The sequence below is a fragment of the Bacteroides sp. RCH18 genome (assembly GCF_058231005.1).
In genome coordinates this window covers 2153293-2177621 of record NZ_JBIPTC010000001.1, presented here as the reverse complement: position 1 = coordinate 2177621, position 24329 = coordinate 2153293, and the positions used below count along the sequence as shown (strand labels likewise).

Here is a 24329-nt window from a genome sequence, read left to right as displayed (position 1 = left end):
AGCATGAAAAAGAAAGTATTATTTCTGCTGCCATTGTTTCTGGGTGCTTGTTCGGATAGCGGAGAAAGCCCTGTTATCACGATAGAAAAGCTATATGTGAAAGTAGATCAAGGCGATGGAGAAACCATCCGCGAAGACTATGCAAACCGGATGAGTGAAATGCCTGCTTTGAAAGTGGGAGATAAGGTCGATGCGTTTTTGGTCTTGGACGGCAATGGAGCCGAATTGAAATCTTTCCAGCTTCAGAATGGTGAAGAGATGAAGACTGAGCTCCGTTATGAAAAGACGGAAGTCACTACCGAAGGAAATCTGACAGACGAAGAAAAAGGGCAGTTGCGCTTCAAAGATGGCGTGACAAAGACTAAGGTGCTGGTTCATGCCACTGTTGAGCATGTAGATAAAAATGGTGATGTACAATTATCTTTTTATCTCTCTTCAAAGGCGGAGTGTGAAGGAGCGCAGGAAGTGATTGACTTGAAAACAGAAGTCGTTGAGAATGAATGAATCCTGAAAGGGAGTGAGTTACTTTAACGTAACGAAGGAAATAGAATAAAAAGAAGCGGTCTCCGGAGAGGCCGCTTCTTTTTATTGTCAGTTATTGGATATTACAGTTTAGCCTGAATAGCCTTTGATTCTTCTTCATATCCCGGTTTGTTCAGCAAAGCAAACATATTTTTCTTGTATGCTTCCACGCCCGGTTGGTTGAAAGGATTCACACCCAACAGATAGCCGCTGATGCCGCAAGCCTTTTCGAAGAAGTACAGCAGACCGCCGATGTTGTATTCGCTCAGTTCCGGAAGAACGATGCGCATATTAGGTACACCGCCGTCTACGTGAGCCAGCTGAGTTCCCAGTTCGGCCATTTTGTTCACTTCGTCCACCCGTTTGCCGGCAAGGAAGTTCAGACCGTCCAGATTAGCTTCATCGAAAGGAACTTCCAGTTTATGGTCTACTTTATCCAGTGAGATCACAGTTTCGAAGATCGAACGTTCGCCTTCCTGAATCCATTGTCCCATAGAGTGCAGGTCGGTAGAGAAGTCAACAGATGCGGGGAAAATACCCTTGTTGTCTTTACCTTCGGATTCTCCGTAAAGCTGTTTCCACCATTCACTTACGTAGTGCAGTTTCGGGCAGAAGTTGACAAGGATTTCAATCTTCTTGCCTTGTCTGTACAGTTCGTTGCGGGTAGCAGCGTAGATAGCCGCAGGATTTTCTGCAAACGGCACGTCAGAACCGCATGCCTTTTCCATATCGGCAGCACCGGCAACCAGTTTGTCGATGTCGAATCCGGCAACTGCGATCGGCAGCAAACCAACCGGAGTGAGCACAGAGAAACGTCCGCCTACGTTGTCCGGAATGATAAATGTCTTGTATCCTTCTTTGTCGGCAGTCACACGCGCAGCACCTTTCTTGGCGTCTGTCACGGCAACGATGACTTTCTTGGCAGTTTCTTTGCCGCGTTGGTCTTCACATTGCTTTTTCAGCAGACGGAAAGCAAGAGCGGTTTCGGTAGTCGTTCCTGATTTGGAGATATTGATAACACCGAATTTCTTGTCTTTCAGATATTCGGTCAGTTCATACAGATAGTCTTCGCTGATGTTATGTCCGGCATAGATCATGACAGGAGCAGTTTTTTTATCCTGTAACCATGTGAAACTGTTAGACAGCGCTTCGATTACGGCACGTGCGCCCAGATAGCTGCCACCGATACCTGCTACGATCACTACTTCGCAGTTGTCTCTTAATACTTTTGCAGTAGCGTTCAGGTCAGCCAGATGTTCTTTGCTGATGGACGAAGGCAGATGTAACCATCCCAGGAAGTCGTTACCTTCTCCTGTTCCTTTTTCCAGCATTTCCTGTGCAGCTTTTACCTCGGCTTCATAAGCAGAAACCTTTTCTTTGGAGATGAATCCAAATGTTTTTTCAATGTTCAAGCTAATCATATCTATCAATTTTAAGTAATATGTAATAGGTAATAAGTAATAGGTATTAAGTAATAAGTATTAAGTATTATGCATGAGACGCAAAGCTTAGGTGGCTACGGTTAATACCTAATACTTATTACCTATTACCTATTATTTATTTTTCTCATCTAAAAGAATCAGTCAGCAATTTGATCTCTATCATGGGTGAGATGCGTTCATACAAGATATTGTATACGGCATCCAGTATCGGCATGTTGACGTGGTGATGCTTGTTGATCTCTTTGATGCACTTTGTGCCGTAGTATCCTTCCGCGATCATTTCCATTTCAATCTGCGCACTTTTAACGGAATATCCCTTGCCTATCATCGAACCGAACGTGCGGTTACGGCTGAAGTTGGAGTATCCTGTCACCAATAAGTCTCCTAAATAAACAGAATCATCTACATTTCTGTTCAGGGGATGTACCGTATTCAGGAAGCGGTTCATTTCCTGAATCGCATTGGATATCAGTACTGCCTGGAAGTTATCGCCGTATTTCAGTCCGCTGCAGATGCCGGCGGCAATGGCGTATACATTTTTAAGCACCGAACTGTATTCGATGCCGGCTACGTCGTCGCTGACGGAAGTCTTGATGAAGCTGCTTCCCAGACGGCGGGCGAAGATGCGCGCTTTGTCCTTGTCCGGGCAGGCGATGGTCAGATAAGAGAGGCGTTCCAACGCTACTTCTTCTGCGTGGCAGGGACCTGCAAGGACAGCGATGTTTTCGGGTGGTACGCCATATTCTTTTGTGAAATATTCCGATACAATCACGTTGTCATCGGGTACGATTCCTTTGATAGCAGTGATAATAAACTTATCCTTAATCTTTGTTTTCAGCTTTTTCAGATGAGCTTTCAGATAAGGAGAGGGGGTGACGAAAATCAGTGTATCCGATTCCTTCACGACATCGTTGATGTTAGAACTGAAAGTGATACGCTTCGTGTCGAATTTCACCCCTGTCAGATAGGCGGGATTATGTCCAAGTCTCTTAAAATCAGCGATGCGGTCGTCTCGTCGCATGTACCAATTAATAGAGTCTTCCTGAGCCAGACACATCTTTGCGATGGCTGTAGCCCAACTTCCTCCGCCCATTATCGCTATCTTACCGGGTAGTTTCATATTTAGTTGAAAGTTGAAAGTTGAAAGTTGAGAGTTGAAGATTGGAAGTTGTTGCTTGAACAACATTTTCAATTTTCAACTCTCAACTCTCAACTTATTTAAGTTTATTTATCCACTCGGTCACGTCGTTCACGCTTGGATTGGTCAGTTCTAATTTGTATTTCTTATTGATTCCGCAGATGTCCTGGTGCAGCTTTTGCGGATTGACATCCTGCATATCAGCTACTGTGTTGTAGCCGGCTTTCTGGATGACCGGCACCCAGTCTTCTGCAATACCCAGTTCCATGTATTTAGCGGCAGGGTCTTTCTTGATTACTTTCTCCGGACGCATTTGCGGGAAGAACAGTACTTCCTGAATGGTGGTCTGTCCTGTCATCAGCATCACCAGACGGTCGATACCGATACCGATGCCGGATGTAGGAGGCATACCATATTGCAAAGCACGCAGGAAATCCTGGTCGATAATCATTGCCTCGTCGTCACCCTTGTCGGCAAGACGCATCTGTTCTTTGAAGCGTTCTTCCTGATCCAGCGGATCGTTCAACTCCGAGTAGGCATTGGCCAGTTCCTTGCCGTTCACCATCAGTTCGAAACGTTCGGTCAGGCCCGGTTTGGAACGGTGCATCTTCGTCAGCGGTGACATTTCCACCGGATAATCGGTGATGAAAGTGGGCTGGATGTAGCTGCCTTCGCAGAATTCACCGAAGATTTCATCAATCAGTTTGCCTTTGCCCATGGTGTCGTCGATTTCTTCCATCTTCAGTTCTTTGCAGACCTGACGGATTTCTTCTTCGCTCTTGCCGTTGAGGTCGTATCCAGTCTTCTCTTTGATAGCGTCGAGGATAGGCAGACGGCGGTAAGGAGCCTTAAAGCTGATTGTCTTTCCGTCTACAACGGTTTCGGTGCTTCCGTTCACGGCGATACAGATGCGTTCCAGCAACTTTTCGGTGAAGCTCATCATCCAGTTGTAATCCTTGTACTGTACATAAAGTTCCATACAAGTGAATTCGGGGTTGTGGGTTCTGTCCATTCCCTCGTTACGGAAGTTCTTTCCTATTTCGTATACACCTTCAAAACCACCTACGATCAGTCGTTTCAGATAAAGTTCCGTTGCGATGCGCAGGTAGAGGTCTATATCCAGTGAGTTGTGGTGAGTGATGAATGGACGTGCGCTTGCTCCGCCGGCGATGGATTGCAGGATCGGAGTTTCTACTTCCGTATATCCGGCTTCGTCGAGGGCGTTGCGCAGGGTTCTCACTACGGTGGCACGCTTTTCGAATGTCTCTTTGATACCGTCGTTTACTACCAGGTCCACATAACGTTGGCGATAACGGAGTTCGGGGTCTTCAAAAGAGTCGTAAGCTACGCCGTCTTTATATTTTACGATAGGCAGCGGTTTGATAGACTTGGCAAGTACGGTCAGTTTCTTGGCATGGATACTGATTTCGCCCATTTGTGTACGGAACACGAAACCCTCGATACCTACGAAGTCACCTAAGTCGAGCAGGCGTTTGAATACAGAGTTGTACAATTCCTTGTCTTCTCCCGGACAGATGTCGTCACGTGTAATGTATACCTGTATACGACCTTTAGAGTCCTGCAGTTCGATGAACGAAGCCTTGCCCATCACGCGGCGGCTCATAATACGGCCTGCTACAGAAACCTGACGCGGTTCGTCTTCATCTTTAAATTCTGCTTTTATATCAGTAGAGAAAGCATTGGTTACATACTCTGCAGCGGGGTACGGATCGATACCCATTGCACGAAGCTCATTCAGACTATTGCGCCGAATAATTTCCTGTTCACTTAGTTCTAATATATTCATTTCGTTATGTATTAACTCAATTTTGGAGGCAAAAATACGAAACTTTTCTCATATATCCTGTAATCCGTCTCTTTTTTGTATCTTTGCGCCCTCAAAACAATAGGTATGACAGGACAAAAGACACCCACTGCGCTGGGTACGGAAAAAATCGGGAAGCTTTTAATGCAGTACGCCATTCCGGCAATTATCGCCATGACGGCATCTTCTCTTTATAATATGGTAGATAGTATTTTTATCGGTCACGGGGTGGGGGCAATGGCTATTTCGGGCCTGGCACTTACGTTTCCGCTGATGAACCTTGCGGCGGCTTTCGGTTCGCTGGTAGGTGTGGGAGCGGCTACACTGGTATCGGTAAAGCTGGGACAGAAAGATTATGATACGGCACAACGGGTGCTTGGCAATGTGCTGGTATTAAATATTATCATCGGACTGGCTTTTACGGTTCTTACCCTGATCTTTCTCGATCCGATTCTTTATTTCTTCGGGGGAAGTGAGGCGACTGTTGGCTATGCCCGCGACTATATGGTGGTTATCCTCTGGGGAAATGTCATCACCCATCTTTACCTGGGCCTGAATGCGGTACTTCGTTCCGCAGGGCATCCGCAGAAGGCGATGTATGCCACGATTGCTACCGTGGTCATTAATACGATACTCGACCCTATTTTTATTTACGGCTTTGGCTGGGGAATACAGGGTGCGGCTATCGCTACGATTACCGCACAGGTTATCGCACTTCTTTGGCAGTTTAAGCTGTTTAGTAATAAAGACGAACTTCTGCATTTTCATAAAGGCATTTTCCGTCTGAAAAAGAAGATTGTTTTTGATTCTCTGGCCATCGGTATGGCTCCCTTCCTGATGAATCTTGCCGCCTGCTTTATCGTCATCCTTATTAATAAAGGGCTGAAACAGCACGGAGGGGATCTGGCTATCGGAGCTTTCGGCATTGTCAACCGCCTGGTATTCCTCTTTGTCATGATTGTGATGGGTTTGAATCAGGGAATGCAGCCCATTGCCGGCTATAACTTTGGCGCCAAACAGTATCCGCGCGTGACGCAAGTGCTGAAAATAACGATTTATGCCGCGACCATTGTTACGACCATCGGTTTTCTGATGGGAATGTTTATTCCGCAACTGGCTGTTTCCATCTTTACGACGCACGAAGAATTGGTGAATATCTCGGCAAAGGGCTTACGGATTGTTGTGATGTTTTTCCCGATTGTCGGTTTTCAGATGGTGACTTCCAACTTCTTCCAGAGTATCGGCATGGCGAGTAAGGCTATCTTTCTGTCTATTTCGCGTCAGGTGCTTGTACTGATTCCTTGCCTGTTGATTCTTCCCCGGTTTTACGGGCAGCTCGGCGTGTGGATCAGTATGCCTATCTCTGATTGCCTTGCCAGTCTGATTGCAGGAGGGATGCTTTGGTGGCAGTTCCGTCAGTTCTCACTGTCGGCTGATAAAACTCATTAAAAGTAAACCGAAGACTCCTTTACTGTAATAACTTATCTTTCTTACTTTTCTCAAACCATTCTCACTACGATGAGAAAATTTTCTCACTGTGGTGAGAAAAAAATCTCATTGCATTGAGAAAAAATTCTCATACCTATGAGAAAATCTTCTCATTGTGGTGAGAATAATACTACTTAGTAATAGTCTGATAATGATTGCTTATCTTTACTTTTACCAATCGTATTTCTCTATGTATTTATCGAATGCAGGCTTAAACTTGATTCCATGTTTTGAGAAGATGGCGGCAATTTGCTTTTGTTCGTCAGGGTGTAAAAGGCGCTCTTTGTTGCGGATGCGATAATACATGTTACGTCCCATTAGGGAGTACATTTCTTTGCGTATGGTGACGGCCATGGCATGCGGAATGTTATCGAGCAGATGATCCATGCCGGAGGCAAAGAGGACAGTGCGGAACGGACTGAAAAAAGTACAGTTGGTTTCGTTGCCTGCTATGTGGTTTGGGTTTACTGCCGAATAGTAAGGAGTCGTTTGCGGTATGCAGAGGGCAGCCTGATAGCGGAGGCATTTGCTGTGGCGTGAACATTTGTTGTGGGTGCAGTATAAATAATTCTTGGGGATGTCATTATAATCAATTTTTTCGTCCATGATTTTGATCGCTTTTTGTTTTGTTATTCAAAAATAGAATCATATTGACCATTTTCTGTATCGGTAATTATATGATTCAGGGTAGTAAGTAATGGAGGATACCTATTTAAATAATAGTTTCTCTTTAGATATAGACCGCATCTTGTTCCAAATTCTTTCGGAAGAAATTACGCATAAGAGCACCTAATGAAATAATATCAACTTTGGTACTTAGTATTTTTTCTAAATCTTCTTTTATGTCCAACATTATAAAATAATTAGGTTCTTGTAATTTTATGCAAATATCTATGTCACTTTTTTCGTCATGTTCCCCTCTGGCAGCGGAACCAAACAACCCTAAAGTAATGATTCCGTATTTCTCAGCATAGTGTGCCTTGAAATCACGTAATATATCAAGTATTTCAGCAGTTGTTTTCATCTTTTATTCATATTCTGATTACTGGAACAAAGATAGCAATAATTTTGATATAAAGAAGAAATGAGGAGCGATAACCTGCTTTGATTTATTATCTGTTAAATAAGTAGATGAAACCGTACAGAATCTCTTTTGGTCTCTGATTTTCCAAAAACATTTATAGACCTCTTTTGTTATTTTCTGAAAACTATTTGTAACTTTGTCATCGGAACGTAGCATACCGTTTAAAGGTGTGCGATTGTGCGTTTCCTCGGCTCAACAGGAAATTGTAGCAGATTTTTAACACGTGCCGGGAAGACGCCTGTACTTCTATGACTTCTCATAGGGTACGGGCTGTCTGCCCGTACGTGTTGGGTAGCTGCTACTACCTCCTGTTGACGGGATGTGACAGCTCCGTACTCTTTTATAATATAAAAGGTACGGAACTAGGTAAGAGTATTAACTTAGTTCCGTTTTTTTATGTCCTATTGGCTCACAACAAAACAAATGTCTGAAAGACATGGCGTTCAGGAAGCAACTCTGCGAAACTGGGCGAATCTCGGTTACATTACCAGTTGCCGGATGGGCAACCAACTGTTCTTGGATGACGAAAGTCTGACTGCCTATCTCGAAGCTCACAAAAGGCTTGGACTGCAAGCGGATTATCTGGCAAAGATTGTGGAAGAGAAAAAGCTGGAACGCGACTTTATTATTTCCAGATATGATGATCTGCTATATGTATTGCGAACACAGAAAACGTGTAAACCTCTATATGAAATTATTATTCGTGAACTTTCCCAATTGATTGTTCATCCCGGAGCCCGTGATATTTTCTACTCCATCTCTATGGGGGAATCAATAGAGAAAGTTGCCGGTCGGCATCGAATTACTTATGGCAGGGCGTTACAGATTTATAATTCTCATCTCAGAGGACTGAAATTGAGAAAGAATGTGTTGGCTACTTATCGGAAACATATCATAGATGCCCGTTTTCAGTCTTTGGCGGATAAAAGCAAGAATATAAATTTGAATCAGGAAGAAAGGATTCTCCAATTGTCTGTCGGTAAGGTGGCCGATACGAGGCTGACCAATGTCTTGTATAAAGAAGAAATCCGGACGGTAGGACAACTGCTGGAATTAGTATCGGGAAAGGGATGGAGATGGCTGCTGAAAATGGAAGGAGTAGGGAGGATTTCTTATGACCGCTTGCTGTCCAATCTTCAGTTGGCGGGAGTGGTCGATGAAAGTTTGGAGCAGATACTTTCCGGTCGTTCTGACAGATGATGAGGGAGCAAAAGTCAATAGTATTAGGAGAGTTGCTACTGACTTTTGACATCTCCTCGTCTCTTTGTGGTGATGATTCTTCCGTTTTTTTAGGGTAGACTACGCATTTGATTCTTTTGATTAAAAACGTTTTATCTTTATAAATTTATTCTGGTACCCCTCAAATATATGTTCTGACGTTTCATTTTCCAATTTCTCTTCAATAGCGTTTACTATTGTGAAGGGGACGGTTTGCCCGTCTTCATTTAAAATCCTGAGGTTGGTTCTCTTTCCATCTATCTCTCTAATGTTCAGTAGTATATAACCTTCTTCTTTAGAGGGGGTACATGAAGTCATCAGGAAATTGTTTTTCTCAAAATGGAAGGCTGAGTACTCCGTGGGTTTATGATTCTCTGTTCCTGTCGGCATTACCCGCGCATATAGAGGAATACGTGAGCTCCAGCCAAACTTGGTAGCAAGGTTGTTAGATGGGTCAACGGAAGAGGTCAGATGGTAACTCCAACGGAACTCTCCTTCTTGGGAAGCTTTGAAGTTGGTATTCCAGTAATTATTCATCACCCACGAGTAGACATGAGGCCTTTCGTATTGTTTCTGATATTGAAATTTACCGAGATTTATGTCTCCTAGTTGATAGAGGGGGATGAGGCTGCTTCCTATAATAATTTGCGCCCGATTATTTTGTACCGATACAAAGTTTTGAACAGTATTCCAGTCTGTAGATGTCCCTTCCAGTTGATTCTTGCCAGATATAACTGTTCCGCCCTGAACGTCGAATGCCAGTTTCCCTTCGGGCAGTTGGAAGGGAAAAGCAACGTATATCCCTGAGGGATCCGTTTCCGGCAGACGCTTGATTGCGTACTCCAGTTCTATTCGTTTGGTATCATGATATAATTTAATTTCCAGATTGACCCCGAATGCTTCGTCTGTTCCCGGAGATTTTCCCTGCAACAGGATACGTTGATAAATAGGTCCATTCGAAATGTCGATGATCCGGCACTCACTCAATCCTGTTCTGTTGTAATCATCCAGGCGATATTGGGCCAATTGGTCACGATTACCTAATTTCTCATAGATAAAAGCACCCAGTTCCCATGGAGACGAACTATCGACCAGTTCACAATTCAATTCTTTATCATACAAACTTTGGATCGTTCCTTTGTCCGGGTTGAGTTGTAGTTTGTAGAAATGATTTTCGATACTGGCATTGTTTATTGTAATAGTTCCTGTATCAGTAGACGGTTGTTTGAAGACAATTTCAAACGTCTTGTATCCCATAGGCGGAATATCCTCTGCGAAAATTGCATAGTAGCACCCTTCTCTGCGATAACGGATCGGTTGAACTTTCAACGAATGTCCTTGAAAGTCTGTTATTTCGAAGAATTGGTTTCGGGGGATCACTTCAAAATCAATATATACAGTCAGCATCTCCGAACGTTTCCAGTTCAACGTATTGAAAATCGTAAGGGTCGGGTTCTTGCCTCTGCGGAGGTCTCCTTGAAGTAAACCGACGGAGGTTTCATACAGCATTTGTGTTCTTTTGACTGCTTCCCATGCATAGGCTGACTTTTCTCCCCATTGCACCTGACTGTTTTCGCACAACGGATCACTGACGCTTTCGGATGCTCCGAACGTGTGTTCATCATAGAATAGCAGGCTTTCATGTATGTGCTCTATTCGTTGATGAGTGGCCTGTGGCAGGCATTTGTCTTTTAATATAGCCATAGACAGCAGCCCTTCTACCGCTGTCATATCCGAATGAGTTTTGCGTGAAGCCGCTGTTTCTCTTGCGGCAGAACCGAAACCGTCCGTCCACCAGTCCGGATATGCGGCTCTGTATGCAGGAATTTTATCCCCGTATCGCTTCGTTACATAATCCAGAAATTCGGATGCAGTGGCACTTCGTAACTTAGGATATGCGTACTTTTCATTCCATTCTCTGATGAGTTTGCATTCAATGATGGAGGGTGGTGAATTATCCGTGAAATAACCGGAGTATTGCACGCCTACTGCATCAAACGGATAATGCTTACGCTCCAGTTCTGATAAATAATGTAATAACTTCGGTTCTGTCTTTTGAATATCTCCCTGCTCTATTCCCCAGAAATTGCCGGTATTATAATGATCGGCACGGTAAGTCAGGATCGGTTTACCCGACGGAGATTCCCATTGGAAGACAGTCGGCATATTAAACGGAACCTGCGATTTGTAATGGTGTTCTCCCATCCACAGGTATTTTATCCCGAGGTCCGGCAGATAATCTGCCAGACACCATGCAATTCCGTTGACGTCATTCTGCATGGCCAGCGCAGAGGGAATTCCGTGTTTTCTGAATTCTTTGACAGGCTGAAGGAAAGTCTTGAAAGAGTTTTCGTCTACAATCTCCGACATATTGAAATACATGGAAGCAACTTCTATTTGTCCTTCGGCAATGTATTTTTTTAGTTTGTTCACTTGTTCTTCCGGTCTGTTTTTCAAATACTCGTCTACAGCCCATGCCGATTCGCAGGTCCATCTGAACTTCGCATCATCTGTGTAGTCTTTTGTTTGTTCGCAGTATTCAATGGCATAATCTATATACCGGAGATGTTCCGACAGGATTTCGGTTTGAGGTTTGGTGTAGCCTATATCTGTGTGAGTATGCTGAACGAGATATACTGTCCATTTCTTGACAGGAGTTGCCTTTTCATTGATTTTGCTGACGGTTTTTCCTTGTTCTTTCAGTATGATCGGTAACTCACATGGAGCGGTGACTTCCGGAATGGATGTCTCAATGTTATTTATTCCGGGGGACAATACGTATCTTTCCGGTGGGAAATTACCGACTTGCAGTTCCACCGGTCTCTTTTTATGATGCCAGTTGACTGCTTTTATTTTGACCGGCTGTCTCAGTTCTTTTTTCTTTCCGACCACCAATACAGGAGAGAAGGCGGAAGATACGAGACTGGCTTTGGTCGTAAGATTGTTTGTTTGCAGAGGAGAGTCAGATGTCAGCTTTATCTGGTCGAATGCTACCCAACTACCTGATATGTTTTGGATCGTGAGTGTGTTGTTTCCTGCTCTGAACTCATCAGCCGGAATGTCAAGTGTGACGGATAACTCTTTTGAAGCTGTTTCTTTTGTGTTCAGATATTCTGGATTTGTGCCTTCGGGTGTTTGGATGGATTTCTCGAACCTGTTGAGCCTCACCTCCAGTCGGGGAGGTGAGGAAGGATGAGTTTCTGCAAATAGAAGTCGTAGTTGTATTTGGGTTGTCGGAGAAGGAGCTTCGGCCAATGAAAAGCCAATAACAGCCTGCCCTGATATGCCACCTGCCCAGGCATCACTAGGCCCCGGCAGAAAGTAAGGAAAATCAGCAGAATGATTTTTCCCTACTTCGTATAGATAAACATCATTGATGTAGTTCCGATAATCGTTTTTATAAAACTTGAACTCTTTGGCGGAGTTATCTTTGTTTCCTATTTGCCAGACTGTATTTTGAGAATGAGCTGTGAGAGTTCCCAACAATCCGATGATACAAACGATTTCTTTAATTTTTATCTTTCTCATGTGAGTTCCTTTTAGAAAATGATATGCTGTTGCTATATCTTAATTAAAATTCGTATGTATCAGGTGACCAGCTGTCCAGCCATTGAATAGCCATGCTTCCGTCTTCACGGAACTGTATAGGCAACCAGATATAGGTGGAGTGAATTAGGTCTGTTTTATTCCATTTGTCAAACATGGCTATGTATGCGTCTTTCTTTCCTTGAACCGGCAGTACATGGGTACTTTGTCCATAGAAGGTTTTGTCTGCATCTTTTCCTACACAAGGATTTCCTTTTACGGTCCACGGTCCTGAAATTTGGGTAGCTACTGCATATTCCGCTTCATTGGGACTCCAACCGGTACATCCCGAACTGATGACGTAGTATAGTCCGTTGTGTTTGAACACAGCTGGTGCTTCCCGGAATTTACCTGCGAAATTGCGTGTGAAAGTGCCGGAAGGTTTCAGGTAGTCGTCGGACAGTAAACTGATATATAATGTAGAATTCTGTTCGGAAGAGTAGATATGATAGGCTTTGCCGTCGTCATCTTTGAAGAGGGTCATGTCCCGGCTGATTTGACCGTTCGGGTGCATAGAACCCAGATAGGTGAAAACACCGGTCGGTGAATCGGAAACAGCGACTCCGGCAGCGGCTTTATTGTAGTCGTCACTGTCCACGTGCAGCCACATTACAAATTTCTTGGTTTTATCATTGTATATAACTTTAGGTCTCTCCAGCACTTTGGAAGGATGGAGATCGGATTGTGTATCGGACATCTCCGGTTGGAGAACGAGTCCTTCATATTTCCAGTTGAGAAGGTCCTTGGAAGAGTAACAATTTACTCCACCGGCTTCCGTACGATAACATTCCCAACCAGGAACATTGGGATTCCAGTAAGTGGAATCACTTTTACATTCGCCATACCAGTAGTAGATTCCCTCGTGATATAATATACCGCCTCCGTGAGCATTTATTTTCTCGTTGTTGGTGTCGAGCCATTCTACTCCCGGAGTGATGGCTGTATACTTGTGTGATGTGTCATGTGATGACTGACATGATAATAAAATGGCTGCTGTGATAAGACTGAGTAAGATCTTTTTCATTTGTTACTATTTTTTTATGATGTTATTTGATTCCCCAATTTTTATTCGGACGATCTCCCATTTCAAGTTCCAATGTGCCGCCTTTGAGCAGTTCTTTTGCCGGAAACTTGAAAGAATTCAACTTCTTGCCGTTTAGTTTGGCGGACTGGATGTACTTATTTTCCCGCGAAGTATTGCTAGCTTTGATGATAAATTGCTTTCCTCTACCGAAATGTTTTCCCAAATCTATTTTTATTTTTTCAAACAGAGGACTTCCCAGTTCATAAACAGGTTCTGCGTTACACCCTCCGTCCGTCTGGAATAATCCCAATGCAGCCATGACGAACCAAGCGCTCATTTGTCCTTGGTCTTCGTCTCCCAAATAAGCATTTGATGTGTCAAAGCCGTAATAGCGGTCGATAATGGAACGGCTCCACTGTTGCGTTTGCCACGGTTGGCCTGCCCAGTTGAATAGAAAGGCGAAATGCATGGATTGCTGGTTACCTTGTACTACTGGAAAGTCCCAATACTGGTCTCCCGGGGCATTATACCTCCATGGTTCACTGGCTTTGAACCCCCACGACAGCCGGTCGATGAAGCGCTTTTTACCGATAATTTCGGTGAGTGCGGGAACGTCCTGAGGTACAAAAAAAGTAAGTTGCCAGGCGTTTCCCTCTACATAATGATGGTTAGCTCCTGATTTGAACGGATCAAAGTTCTTTTCCCATTCTCCATTGCTGTAGCGCATTTGGGCATAACCTGTCGCCGGGTTGATTGCGTTTTTCCACCAGTTGCCTCTGTCGGAGAATGTTCGGTAATATTCCTCTTTTCCCAGTGCTTTTGCTAGTTGAGAGACTGTCCAGTCGTCATAAGAGTATTCTAATGTGTTAGAGAAACGTCCTTTGTCGGCAGGTACATATTGATGTTGCAGATAAGTTTCCAGATCTCTGTTGCCGGCAAAACCATTGGCTACACGTTGGGCTGGGGTAGTTTGCATCTTTACGATTGCCCGGAACATTTTTTCCGCATCGTAATTCCGTATTCCCATTTGGTAAGTACTTACTAAAAGGGGAATCTCATGTTCGCCCACCATGACAGGTATGTATTTCATTCCGCTGGGACCTTTTGCCAGCCATCCATTGGCGTCATACATCGCCAACTGTGATTTTACCCATCTGGATGACCACTCGGGAGCAATCAGATTCCATACCTGATTCAGATTCCAAAAAGTATTCCAGAAGGCATCGCATCCCAAAGCGACAGCATCCGGGTCGTCCAGCTTTTGAATGTTGCCTGCTGCATCCACCCATCTGCGGTCTGCATCACTGAAAGTATTCCGGCAGAACGCACGGTATAAATTGGTGTAGAATCTTACTTTTTCCCGATAATCGTTGCTGTATATCCGAACTCTGTTTAAAATATTATTCCAACTATCCGACTGATGTTTGCGTACAGCTTCAAAATTCCACCCGAATGGTTCCGTTATCTCATTGGAAAGATTGTTGGAAGCCCCTGCCATATCTACATAAGATATTCCGGAACGTACCATAACTTCCGGATGATCGGTAGTATCAAATTCGGCATAACAGCCGAATCGTTGAGGGTAGTGGGCTGTCATAGTGTCTGTTTCCCATAAAGTATGATCGTGCCATCCTCCAAACTTCTTGATATCTTTATTGAACTCAATCACGAAATAGATTGTATAGTTCTGATCCGCATCCGCCGACCATACGTTTTTGGATAGCTGCTTACTGAATCCTTCGATCCGTCGTGCTCCTGTTTGCTTTACACTTCCTTCAACAATCTGGTAATCGTATTCACTAGGGATTTTCAGGTCGATCATGACACGGGCATCCTTATCTTGCGGATATGTATAACGCTGAAAACCACACCGGGAGGTGGCAGTCAGTTCCGCCTTGATTTGATAATCGGTCAAGTCTACTTTATAATATCCGACTTTCGTTTCTTCACTTGTTTTGTCGATGGCTGAACGATACGAATTGGCATCTTTGACTAAGGAAGACTGGCTGCCTATCTCCGTTTTTAAAGGACCGTTGGCAGGCATGATGCCCAGACCCGCCATGGTCCATTCGTGTATGTGGCTAAACGTACCTATGCTCTCGAATGAAGGATCATATCCCGATTGCCAACCGCTATCCTGATTGTCCGGACTTAATTTGACCATGCTGAATGGCATCCACGGGCCTGGTGCTATCATCCAACGAGAGTGCGCAGTTCCCATTCGTGTATCGATGTAATCGGCCAGTGTGATTGTATTGTGAGGTGCGCGCCTGATCATTCCTTTATCTAAGATTGCACCATCGGCGGATATGATGTAATGGCTTGTCTTGGGAGACTTGACAACTGGCATCGGAGCTTCTAGTATGTATCTTCCTTTTTCCAAACGTTGTTCCAGTATCTTTTTTCCATCTACTTTCACTTCAAGGAGAGGATGCCCGGAAAGATGTTCTATGTCTACTAATAGTGGTTGGGCTACAGGACTGGTGGTTTGAAAGTCCGCAGCTTTAACATCCCGGAGATAAACGGATTTGTTGACTTCATTTAGTTCGGCATTATCCGGCCCCATAAGTCTGATATCATCGAAGAGAATCCATGAACCTTCGAGACTTGTAAGCGTGATGGAGTTGCTTCCTTTTCTGATCACTCCGGAGTTCAGAGGAATTTCGATCGTATGCGGTTTGATTTGTGAATAGTCACCGTCTATTGATTTTCCACTTCCTTTGGGAAGGGCATATTTCCATGATTTTCCGTTGATCGTTATTTTAAATAGCGCCGGAAGTTCGTGGTGAGTATCTAATAGGTCTATGATTAATTTCCATGAGTCCGTTTCGGGGACTTCCTTCATACCAAAGAGTATGTTTAAAACATGAGTCCGTATACCGGCAGTATAACTTGTTCCTCCCCAATGATCGGCAGGTCCCGGCAGAACATAAGGAAAATCTTTTTGAGGGGAAGACAATCCAATGATATAAAACCTGTCCTCCCAACCAAAATCGTTTGCCAGAAACTCTTTGTATTTGTCAGGGGACAATGCCAACTCACTGGCACTATGATTTTTCTCCCCGATTTGCCAGACAGTCTTGGTAGGTGCTGCACATAATCCGGATAGGAGGAATAAAAACGTGAATAAACTCAATGGTATTCTTTTCATATTAACTTTCGGTCTTTTGGATTCAAGATACAAATTTGTTTTTTACATAGGAATGTATCATTCTTTTTTTGTATACACTCCTATGCAAAAACAAATTCAACTGTTATCACTGTAACAAACTAACCTTTTTACCCCAGAACTTGATTTCGCTGGCGGAACCATAGGCCCCCATTCCTACGTGTGGAGCTGAGAGTGATTCTACAATACGGTATCTGATGTATCTTATATTTTCGTGTTCTTTATCGCAGGCGAACTTAATACTGGGTTGCCAACCGGAAACAGAAATGTTTTTTGTAGTCAGCTGTTTCCATCCTTTTGCTTTCGCACTTTCTTCCCAAGCCGGGTTTATAGATGGAACATCCGGTTCATGGCTTTCCAGGTCTTCTACATCTTCAATTCCCCATATTTGGAATAATCGAGGCATCCAGTCTGTTCTTTCATATCCGGTAAAGAACAGTTCGCATTCGGTAATCGTTGCTGTAAGTCCCATGTCAATGGTCAGATGATGAGGAACTCCTTGATTATCGCCGGCATGATAACCGCTGTCATAATTCCATGTATCATTGTTCCATAACTTTTCTACTGAACCGCCATAACCGTTTACAACATCTGAAGGCATATTTGCGTTGGCAAAGTTAGTTCTGGGGATTTCTACAATCGGATCGTCGGGCAAAGTGTATTCTGAAATGGGCAGGGATACGATATCCAATGCTGTTTCGCTGGGTAGGATTCGTGTTTCTACTGTTAATATAGAAGTAGCTTTCCAATCAGGTAAATTGGTTGAAGCAGCATCTCCTTTCACTGTTAAAGTTAGTAGTTGCTCATTTGAATCATAGTACTTAACTATTGCTTCCACCACATTGTCTGCCTGATTCCAAATTAAGTTGAGCGAGTTGTCGGCAATGACGAATTGTATATCGGTAATTCGCTTGGGATAATAAGTCGCTATGTGCTCCGTTCCGTATACATCTACATTGTAGGTTTCGGATAGTGAGGTATTACCTTCTTTATCCTTTGTGGTTATTTTAACGTAATAGTTGCCTTCTTCCACATCTTTGATTTCATAACTGAATTCAGGTTGCGTTCTGTCAATGTCTGTTGTGAAAACCTTGTCGTAACCTACAAGTTCTATTATGCAAGTCTTTGCTGTGGCCAGATATTTCATAGACCCCTTTATCATCATGCGCTGAAATCCCGGCTGTATATTTACATCCGCTAGCTTTCCTACATAAATTTGTTCTCCGTCTTTGATATATTCAGAATAGGTATCATGAATATCTGTGCAGGAGGTCATACACAGGAGAATAGTAGTTATTATATATATTACTTTTTTCATTTCTGTCTATTTTATAAGGTTATTCTTCGCCTTGGATATCTCCCCAAAGAGTGATTTCTGACATAACTGACGTTTCCATTCCCGACCATGACATCAAACTCTGGAACCGGAAGTAGCGAATGAATGGTACATCCTGGTTAAGGGTAAATACATGGCCTCTTTGGGCTTCCTCAATATCTTCCTGAGTAAGCGCATCACCAAATGCCCCGCCGGATGGTTTCTTCATTTCTCCATCAAATAATACCACCCAGTTATCTGGATTCTGCAAATCTTTACCCTCTTCGCAGCCATATAATTTGAAGTACTTGGGAGCTCCATGGGCATATAATAAGTCTTGGCTGTCCAGACGTTGCCAGAATTGGAATTGGCTGAGACGTACATTGACATTCAAATCAATACTGAAGGCATGCGGGAAAGGTATCGGGTATTCGGTATGTCCCCAGTTCCATCCACCTATTTGTCCGTCCCATAGACGGGAATGATAGCCTTCGTGGTAATCCCAGCTGACATCATCCATAACTTTAACAAGTTGGAATTTTGTTTTATCTAATAAGCTTTCTTTCCAAGGAGTAATTTCGGCATACAATGTGTCGGAAGTGTTTTCCCATTTATCCCTAACGAAGATGGCTAATTTCAATAATTTATGTTCTAAGCCTTTTATAGTCAGGCGGCCTTCTTCCTGTTGTGAGGAGTATACGTCATAGATCTCGTATTCATTGTGCTCATCTACCCATTTGTAAATGTAGAAAGATAATGCACTTCTTGCTGCATTATTGAAATCGAGGAAGAAACCTCCAAAACTTTCAGTCACTTTTAATGATTCTTGTGTCTGAACGACTGCAGGAGTCAGAGGCTCAATAGTCACGATAGCCGGTGTGGAATAGTTTTCGTGGCGGTCTACAGAGTAAAGTTTGACCTCTCTCTTTTGTGTATCCCCCAGCCCTTCTATTACCAAAGAATCTACATACATGGAAGATCTTACTTCCTGCTGCTCTCCGCGGGTATTAGTGAAGATAGCTTTGACGTATAATAAATCGACATCATCGGAAGGAGTATATTTAATAATAGCTCCTCCGTTTACATTCTTCACCGATATATTAGTAATCGGTGCCGGAGCTTTTCCATCATTCGTACCGCGTGGTTCGGCCTCGTAATCACCGGCGCAGTTTGCAAAACAAACTGCTGCAAGTATTAAAAGTATAAAAGCTATATTTTTCATCTTTGTCATTTTTATGTTAAAAGTTACCATTGAGGATTCTGAACAAGTTTCGGATTTCTGTTGATAGAATTGGTCTTAATAGGCCATAAATAATCTCTTGGCATGAATTTTCTCGTGAAGAGAACTCGTGCATTATAAAAGTACTCCGGGTCCTGCTCTAATACCGACCAGCCTTTTATCTGAGTATTCAGATATGTAGAGCCTAACTTCCATCTGCGTACATCATGGTAACGATGGCCTTCGAATGCAAGCTCTATCATTCGCTCTTTCTGTATAATTTCACGCATTCCTCTTTGGGTGGTTGGCTTATCCGGGCGGTTGGAATGATTACGCCATGTATTTACCAAAGAACCTCCTTCATCCAGACCGGCTTTATTCCTGACCTGTTGTACATAGTAGTATACATCTGTAGTCGGAGTTTCATTAAGCTCGTTGAGAGCTTCTGCATATAACAGGTATAGATCGGACAGGCGAATAATCGGGAAAGAATATACGTAATTGATATTGGTCGCACTGGTGTTTACGTTTTGATAACTAACCAATTTCTTTGTGAAATAACCTGTCGGTGAATATAGTTCGTCTGAAACGCCGGCAATATCTCCTTTCTTTGATTTGATAGGATAGGAGCTCGTTTCATTGTCGTTACAGCATTCGATGGAGAACCATTTTCCACCATCAAAACCAATATAGGCATAAAAACGAGGCTCTCTGTTTAAATGCATCTTGATAGTTGTGTAGTTTGGTGTAAAATGAATAGGATCATCTTCCGGAGTTGTTGTCAGTTTATATCTGTTTTCATATTCATAATCTTTATCCTCATCCATCGGGACTCCGTTCGCTGTATAGAATTGTTCTACAATTTCTAATGACGGCACAAGTTGTGAGCAACTACGAATCATTCTGTTCCCCAATGAATAGCTGGTTAAATGCGCTTGGCATAGATTCTGTATTCCATCTGTTGCATTGGAACCTAATGCCCATATTATTTCAGAATTAAAGCGACCGGTAATTGTGTTGCGTAGTGTCAACTCTTGTTGTAAAGTTGATGAAGGAGTATAATTTAGCTTCTCATCAAATTTGTATAAAGAAGCTCCGGCTTCGTGGGCAGTGTTGATGGCATCCAGGCACGCTGCGGCTGCCGCCTCCCATTTTTCCTTTTTATACTCTTGGTCGAAGAAAGGTATCCCTTCTGAATTGACAAATTCAGCATACATTGTATTGCCGTTGAATAAAGGACTGGCAGCCAGTATTAGTAATTTAGCCTTGATTGCTTTCGCAATAGGTAATGTGATACGCCCTAATTCCGTGCGTGGAGAAGTCACATTGAATGTTAATCCGGAAGGGATGTTCATGGCTTCATCCAATAAATCAGTTGTATAAGTGACGATATCATTTATCGTTTCTCTCTCCAGTTGCATCATATCTAAGTCTGCTTCTACGCTGATGTTCTCTTTAAGTAAAGGAATGGGCCCATAGTGCAACATGAGATAATAAATATAATATGCTTTCAGAGTCATCACTTCGGCTTTCCATTTATTTTTCTCTTCCATACGCATGTCAGGTACGCGATCGATGTTGTCTATAAAAATATTGCATTCATGGATTCCTCTGAATATGTTGTAGCCTCCCTGACCTCCATCCCAGTAATTTAGTAAGGGGTCGTTAGAGTTTTGCATACCACGTGCAATGTTGAATGAGGTTATATTTTTATAGTAGTGGGACTCTGGTTTCAGATACCACATTTCTCCACCGCAGATGAGGCCGGAGTTGTGATCAAGATTGGCTGCTGCAGGTACGAAGTTATAGCAGGTGGCTAAATATTTTTCAGCATTAGCCCGAGTGTTGAATGCCATTTCAAGCGTTGCGATATTATCCGGCACGATATCAAGATAGTTGCAGGATGTGATTAATATCGCCAATAATGTACTAGTGAATAAATGTTTGTATTTCATAATGTAATCAGAAGCTTAAGTTAATACCAAAATTGTAAACTGCCTGAATAGGATATTGCATTCCGTCGTTTCCTTGTTCTACATCCCATAATTTAAAACGATTCCATGCGAAAAGATTTAGTCCGCTGGCATAGATTCTCAAATTGGACATACCTAGATGGCTGGTCAGCCTTTTAGGTAATGTATATCCGATTTCGACTGATTTTAAACGCAAGTAAGAACCGTCGCGTAACCACCATGTACTGTTTCTGTTATTGTTTGCAATGTCAGTAGTTGACAATCTTGGGAAAGTAGCGTATATATTACGATTCGATTCAGACCAGTAATCATCCGCATATGCTTGCATCATACCATTGAGGTTGTTTCCTCCGAGATCCATTTGCATGAAAGGATTCGTTGCTTTGGAATTAATAAAGAAAGAAGATCTGGCTGCTCCTTGAAAGAAACAAGAAATATCAAAATTCTTGTATCCCATCGACACTCCGAAGCCGTATACAATTTCTGGAGATTTGGCAAATCCAATTGGAACTATATCTTCGTCATTAATTATTCCATCATTATTTATGTCCTTATATTTTATGTCACCAGGCATATATTCTCCGTATGTCTGAACAGGTGAATTTGCAATATCTTCTTCATCAATAAACAGTCTTTCCGCTACCAGTCCATAAGATTGTTCGATACGTTTTCCAATGTGGCTGAGCCAAGGATAAGGACGGTATGGCTCTTCTACATACTCGTATTTGCCTGTTGCATAAGTGAAATTGCCACGTACTCCCAGCCAGAAGTTTTTGTTAAATGCGTGGTTGGCATCTACTTGTACTTCGAATCCATGTGAAGAAGCTTCTCCTTTATTAGCAAAAAGAGGTGCACTGAATCCCATTTCATACGGGATAGTTTGGCGTTCGCCAAAGATGTTTTTCCGGTATTCAGTGAAGTAATCGAACTGTATGTCAAAGATATTAAATAGCCCTACTTCGAGGCCCAAATTCATTTTTTGAGCAATTTCCCATTTTATTTTTTCATTTCGGTAACGTATCATATTGATAGTACCGACATTCCGTTCAAAATCTTGTCCCCAATTAAAATTAGCACCGCTACCGTTCAGATTTACTTCCGACATATAAAAGAATCTGTCTTCCCATTTACCAATATTGTCGTTACCTACCAAACCGTAAGTCCCTTTTAGTTTTAGTTTATTGATGATATTTTTGAGATCTTGATTCCAGAACTTTTCTTCGGAGATCATCCAACCTGCTCCTATTGAAGGGAAAAATCCGAATCTTTCATTCTTGGCAAATCTCTCGGAACCATTGTAACCGAAGTTAGCTTCTACAAAATATCGTCCGTCGTATGCGTATGTAAAACGACCTGATAATCCAATATTACGGGCTGGTAAAGATGTCTGTATCGAACTCGCACCTCCGCTCTTATTCTCTCTCAGAACTCCTACTAATAATCCGGTGACATTATGCTTTTCCCGGAACGTACGGTTGTAGTTGAGAGATGCTTCATAATAATAGGAACTGCTGACCTGATTCCCTTCTGCTTTATAATCCAAATCTTCCCGTCCACCGTTAGGATTCAGTTCTCTTAAAGTATATGTGTCGGTTAGTTTGTCATAATAGCTGATTGAATAATAAAAGGGTGAAGTAGAGCGTTGTTGTCCGCTGTATGACTCTCGGGTAGTACTTGCGAAGACTTTGATGCTAAGCCCCGGAGTTATAAAATCTAATTTCTGATTTAATTCTGCTTGGGCAGAAATAACCGACTTGGTGTATTGTTTGTAACCACGTATCATCTCTGCATAAGGATTGATGTAATTGCCGTCTCCTGCGTTACCAAATAAAATATGTGAAGTAGACGCATGATTTTCATCAGGCATATAATATTTGGGGAATAAAACAGGACTCGTTGCCATTGCCCTCCGGTATAAATCATTGCCGCTTACAATAGGACCAGTATAATCATCAAAATTACCACTGAATTTTACAGAAAATGTAGTCGTCTTGGTCACATCAATATCAATGTTGGAACGTACGTAGATTTTCTTTAAATCAATGTTACTGTTATAATTGTTTCGTTTATCTACCTTCATAATACCATTGTCATCCGATATGCCTAAAGAAACATAATATCTGGCAGTTTCACTACCTCCGCTCATATTGATATTGGCACGTGAATTGAATACATTATCATTAAATAATTCATTATACCAGTCTACTGCCGGATATACATAGGGATTTTTGCCGGCTATTGTTGATGCTATTTTCTCATCGGTATGAGGCCGGACAGCTAACGGATTACGTGTGAGTACGGCTTCATTGTGGTATTTCATATAACTGATAGGATCTACCATGTCTATTCTTTTTGTAGGTGTTGACAATGAGCCTTCTACTCTGGCACTAATTTTTACCTTTCCAGGTTTACCTTGCTTGGTAGTAATCAAAATGACTCCATTAGCTCCACGTGCACCATAAATGGCAGTTGCTGTTGCATCTTTCATTATAGAGAAAGCAGCAATGTCATCTGCGGACAATCTGGCAAGATCGGTAGTGGACGATTCGATATTATCAATTAATATCAACGGACTTTTAGAATAACCAAAAGTGGTGACTCCGCGAATAAAGAATTCCACATTGTCATTTCCTGGTTCACCAGACAACTGATGAGATATTATTCCGGCAACATTACCACCTAAGGCTTGAGTCAGATTACTGGTTGGAATTTTTAATCTTTCAGGTTTTAAGGTTGATATTGCTCCAATCACACTTTCTTTTTTCTGTTTAGCAAAACCAACCACAGTAACTTCATCCAATTCATCTACCTTTGGCAAAAGTTTAATGGTTTGAGGTACTTTATCTATCTTGTATTCAATAGATTGGTATCCTAAAAATGAGAAAATCAAAATGGAGCCTGGTTCGGATGAAATAGTAAATAAGCCATCTATATCCGAAATGGCTCCTTTTGTTGATCCTTTCACCTGTACAGTAGCTCCTGCAATAGGCAAATCTGTTTCATCCACAATTTTCCCTGATATTGCTTTGGATGAATTGTTACTACTACTGGTTTGAGCTTGCAAGGTTACATAGCTTTCAATGATTAAAAGGAAAGCTATCCATAATACGAAGCGTGGCAAGTTGCATAAAAGCTTCTTCATACTCTGTGATTTTAAAAAGTAAGTCATAAGGGTTTTATATTAGATTTAATGTGATTTCTTGTGTATAAAGGCTGTATATTTTAATCTACATAGTATTAATTGATTATGGTATATGTATTATGTAATGTCTATATGTATATACATATTGCAAATATATATATTTAAAGCAGGAAAACTAGAAAGAT

General features: G+C 42.4%; 15 protein-coding genes. 3 read left to right on the top strand and 12 right to left on the bottom strand.

Translation table 11 applies throughout. The annotated features are described in order from the left end of the window. Window positions 1–3 precede the first annotated feature (3 nt). Window positions 4–504: a DUF5035 domain-containing protein gene (locus ACHLI0_RS08695; RefSeq protein ID WP_185981448.1), complete on the top strand. Its 501-nt coding sequence runs from the start codon at window positions 4–6 to the stop codon at window positions 502–504. 101 nt (window positions 505–605) lie between these two features. Here ACHLI0_RS08695 and ACHLI0_RS08690 read toward each other — a convergent pair whose 3' ends face one another. The 3 genes from ACHLI0_RS08690 to lysS form a co-directional block, all read right to left on the bottom strand. Beyond that, window positions 606–1943 carry a glucose-6-phosphate isomerase gene (locus tag ACHLI0_RS08690; RefSeq protein ID WP_008759774.1) on the bottom strand — a complete coding sequence of 446 codons (1338 nt, stop codon included), beginning with the start codon at window positions 1941–1943 and terminating at the stop codon, window positions 606–608. A 145-nt stretch (window positions 1944–2088) separates the two neighbouring features. Beyond that, window positions 2089–3084, bottom strand: a complete 996-nt coding sequence (locus ACHLI0_RS08685; protein ID WP_008759775.1) for an NAD(P)H-dependent glycerol-3-phosphate dehydrogenase — start codon at window positions 3082–3084, stop codon at window positions 2089–2091. A gap of 94 nt (window positions 3085–3178) precedes the next feature. After that, window positions 3179–4909, bottom strand: a complete 1731-nt coding sequence (lysS, locus tag ACHLI0_RS08680; RefSeq protein WP_151209635.1) for a lysine--tRNA ligase — start codon at window positions 4907–4909, stop codon at window positions 3179–3181. 105 nt (window positions 4910–5014) lie between these two features. On the opposite strand from lysS, the gene ACHLI0_RS08675 reads away from it, so the two are divergent. Beyond that, a complete protein-coding gene (locus tag ACHLI0_RS08675) occupies window positions 5015–6376 on the top strand; it encodes an MATE family efflux transporter (protein ID WP_461601529.1) in 1362 nt (453 codons plus the stop codon). 210 nt (window positions 6377–6586) lie between these two features. On the opposite strand, the gene ACHLI0_RS08670 is transcribed toward ACHLI0_RS08675, so the two are convergent. Further along, window positions 6587–7021 carry a DUF6078 family protein gene (locus ACHLI0_RS08670; protein ID WP_490748920.1) on the bottom strand — a complete coding sequence of 145 codons (435 nt, stop codon included), beginning with the start codon at window positions 7019–7021 and terminating at the stop codon, window positions 6587–6589. Window positions 7022–7145: 124 nt separating this feature from the next. Beyond that, a complete protein-coding gene (locus ACHLI0_RS08665) occupies window positions 7146–7439 on the bottom strand; it encodes a nucleotidyltransferase family protein (RefSeq protein ID WP_103877828.1) in 294 nt (97 codons plus the stop codon). A 483-nt stretch (window positions 7440–7922) separates the two neighbouring features. Between ACHLI0_RS08665 and ACHLI0_RS08660 the strand changes: the two genes are divergently transcribed. Then, window positions 7923–8699: a hypothetical protein gene (locus tag ACHLI0_RS08660; protein WP_490748919.1), complete on the top strand. Its 777-nt coding sequence runs from the start codon at window positions 7923–7925 to the stop codon at window positions 8697–8699. Window positions 8700–8819: 120 nt separating this feature from the next. On the opposite strand, the gene ACHLI0_RS08655 is transcribed toward ACHLI0_RS08660, so the two are convergent. From ACHLI0_RS08655 to ACHLI0_RS08625, 7 genes are all read right to left on the bottom strand, one after another. Continuing rightward, window positions 8820–12245 carry a glycoside hydrolase family 38 N-terminal domain-containing protein gene (locus ACHLI0_RS08655; RefSeq protein ID WP_490748918.1) on the bottom strand — a complete coding sequence of 1142 codons (3426 nt, stop codon included), beginning with the start codon at window positions 12243–12245 and terminating at the stop codon, window positions 8820–8822. Window positions 12246–12288: 43 nt separating this feature from the next. Beyond that, entirely contained in the window at window positions 12289–13326 is a 1038-nt protein-coding gene (locus ACHLI0_RS08650) for a glycoside hydrolase family 43 protein (RefSeq protein WP_413555046.1), read from the bottom strand. A gap of 22 nt (window positions 13327–13348) precedes the next feature. Further along, window positions 13349–16477, bottom strand: coding sequence for a GH92 family glycosyl hydrolase (locus ACHLI0_RS08645; RefSeq protein ID WP_490748916.1), 3129 nt, complete (start codon window positions 16475–16477; stop codon window positions 13349–13351). Between the two features lie 106 nt (window positions 16478–16583). After that, window positions 16584–17813: a DUF4998 domain-containing protein gene (locus ACHLI0_RS08640; RefSeq protein WP_054958709.1), complete on the bottom strand. Its 1230-nt coding sequence runs from the start codon at window positions 17811–17813 to the stop codon at window positions 16584–16586. A gap of 19 nt (window positions 17814–17832) precedes the next feature. Then, complete coding sequence (locus ACHLI0_RS08635; RefSeq protein ID WP_490748915.1) at window positions 17833–19032, bottom strand: DUF5000 domain-containing lipoprotein; 1200 nt, start codon at window positions 19030–19032, stop codon at window positions 17833–17835. 23 nt (window positions 19033–19055) lie between these two features. Further along, the gene (locus ACHLI0_RS08630) at window positions 19056–20984 is read right to left on the bottom strand and encodes a RagB/SusD family nutrient uptake outer membrane protein (protein WP_061473408.1); all 1929 of its coding nucleotides are present in this window, start codon (window positions 20982–20984) and stop codon (window positions 19056–19058) included. Between the two features lie 7 nt (window positions 20985–20991). After that, window positions 20992–24144 (bottom strand): SusC/RagA family TonB-linked outer membrane protein, encoded by a 3153-nt coding sequence (locus tag ACHLI0_RS08625; RefSeq protein WP_234119477.1) that lies wholly within the window; start codon window positions 24142–24144, stop codon window positions 20992–20994. Between the last annotated feature and the right edge of the window lie 185 nt (window positions 24145–24329).

Bases quoted from the DNA above. Each gene is read 5' to 3' on its own strand.
- ACHLI0_RS08675 (WP_461601529.1), top strand. From the start codon at position 5,015: ATGACAGGACAAAAGACACCCACTGCGCTGGGTACGGAAAAAATCGGG.
- ACHLI0_RS08635 (WP_490748915.1), bottom strand. From the start codon at position 19,032: ATGAAAAATATAGCTTTTATACTTTTAATACTTGCAGCAGTTTGTTTT.
- ACHLI0_RS08625 (WP_234119477.1), bottom strand. From the start codon at position 24,144: ATGAAGAAGCTTTTATGCAACTTGCCACGCTTCGTATTATGGATAGCT.
- ACHLI0_RS08645 (WP_490748916.1), bottom strand. From the start codon at position 16,477: ATGAAAAGAATACCATTGAGTTTATTCACGTTTTTATTCCTCCTATCC.
- ACHLI0_RS08685 (WP_008759775.1), bottom strand. From the start codon at position 3,084: ATGAAACTACCCGGTAAGATAGCGATAATGGGCGGAGGAAGTTGGGCT.
- ACHLI0_RS08690 (WP_008759774.1), bottom strand. From the start codon at position 1,943: ATGATTAGCTTGAACATTGAAAAAACATTTGGATTCATCTCCAAAGAA.
- lysS (WP_151209635.1), bottom strand. From the start codon at position 4,909: ATGAATATATTAGAACTAAGTGAACAGGAAATTATTCGGCGCAATAGT.
- ACHLI0_RS08655 (WP_490748918.1), bottom strand. From the start codon at position 12,245: ATGAGAAAGATAAAAATTAAAGAAATCGTTTGTATCATCGGATTGTTG.
- ACHLI0_RS08630 (WP_061473408.1), bottom strand. From the start codon at position 20,984: ATGAAATACAAACATTTATTCACTAGTACATTATTGGCGATATTAATC.
- ACHLI0_RS08665 (WP_103877828.1), bottom strand. From the start codon at position 7,439: ATGAAAACAACTGCTGAAATACTTGATATATTACGTGATTTCAAGGCA.
- ACHLI0_RS08670 (WP_490748920.1), bottom strand. From the start codon at position 7,021: ATGGACGAAAAAATTGATTATAATGACATCCCCAAGAATTATTTATAC.
- ACHLI0_RS08650 (WP_413555046.1), bottom strand. From the start codon at position 13,326: ATGAAAAAGATCTTACTCAGTCTTATCACAGCAGCCATTTTATTATCA.
- ACHLI0_RS08695 (WP_185981448.1), top strand. From the start codon at position 4: ATGAAAAAGAAAGTATTATTTCTGCTGCCATTGTTTCTGGGTGCTTGT.
- ACHLI0_RS08640 (WP_054958709.1), bottom strand. From the start codon at position 17,813: ATGAAAAAAGTAATATATATAATAACTACTATTCTCCTGTGTATGACC.
- ACHLI0_RS08660 (WP_490748919.1), top strand. From the start codon at position 7,923: ATGTCTGAAAGACATGGCGTTCAGGAAGCAACTCTGCGAAACTGGGCG.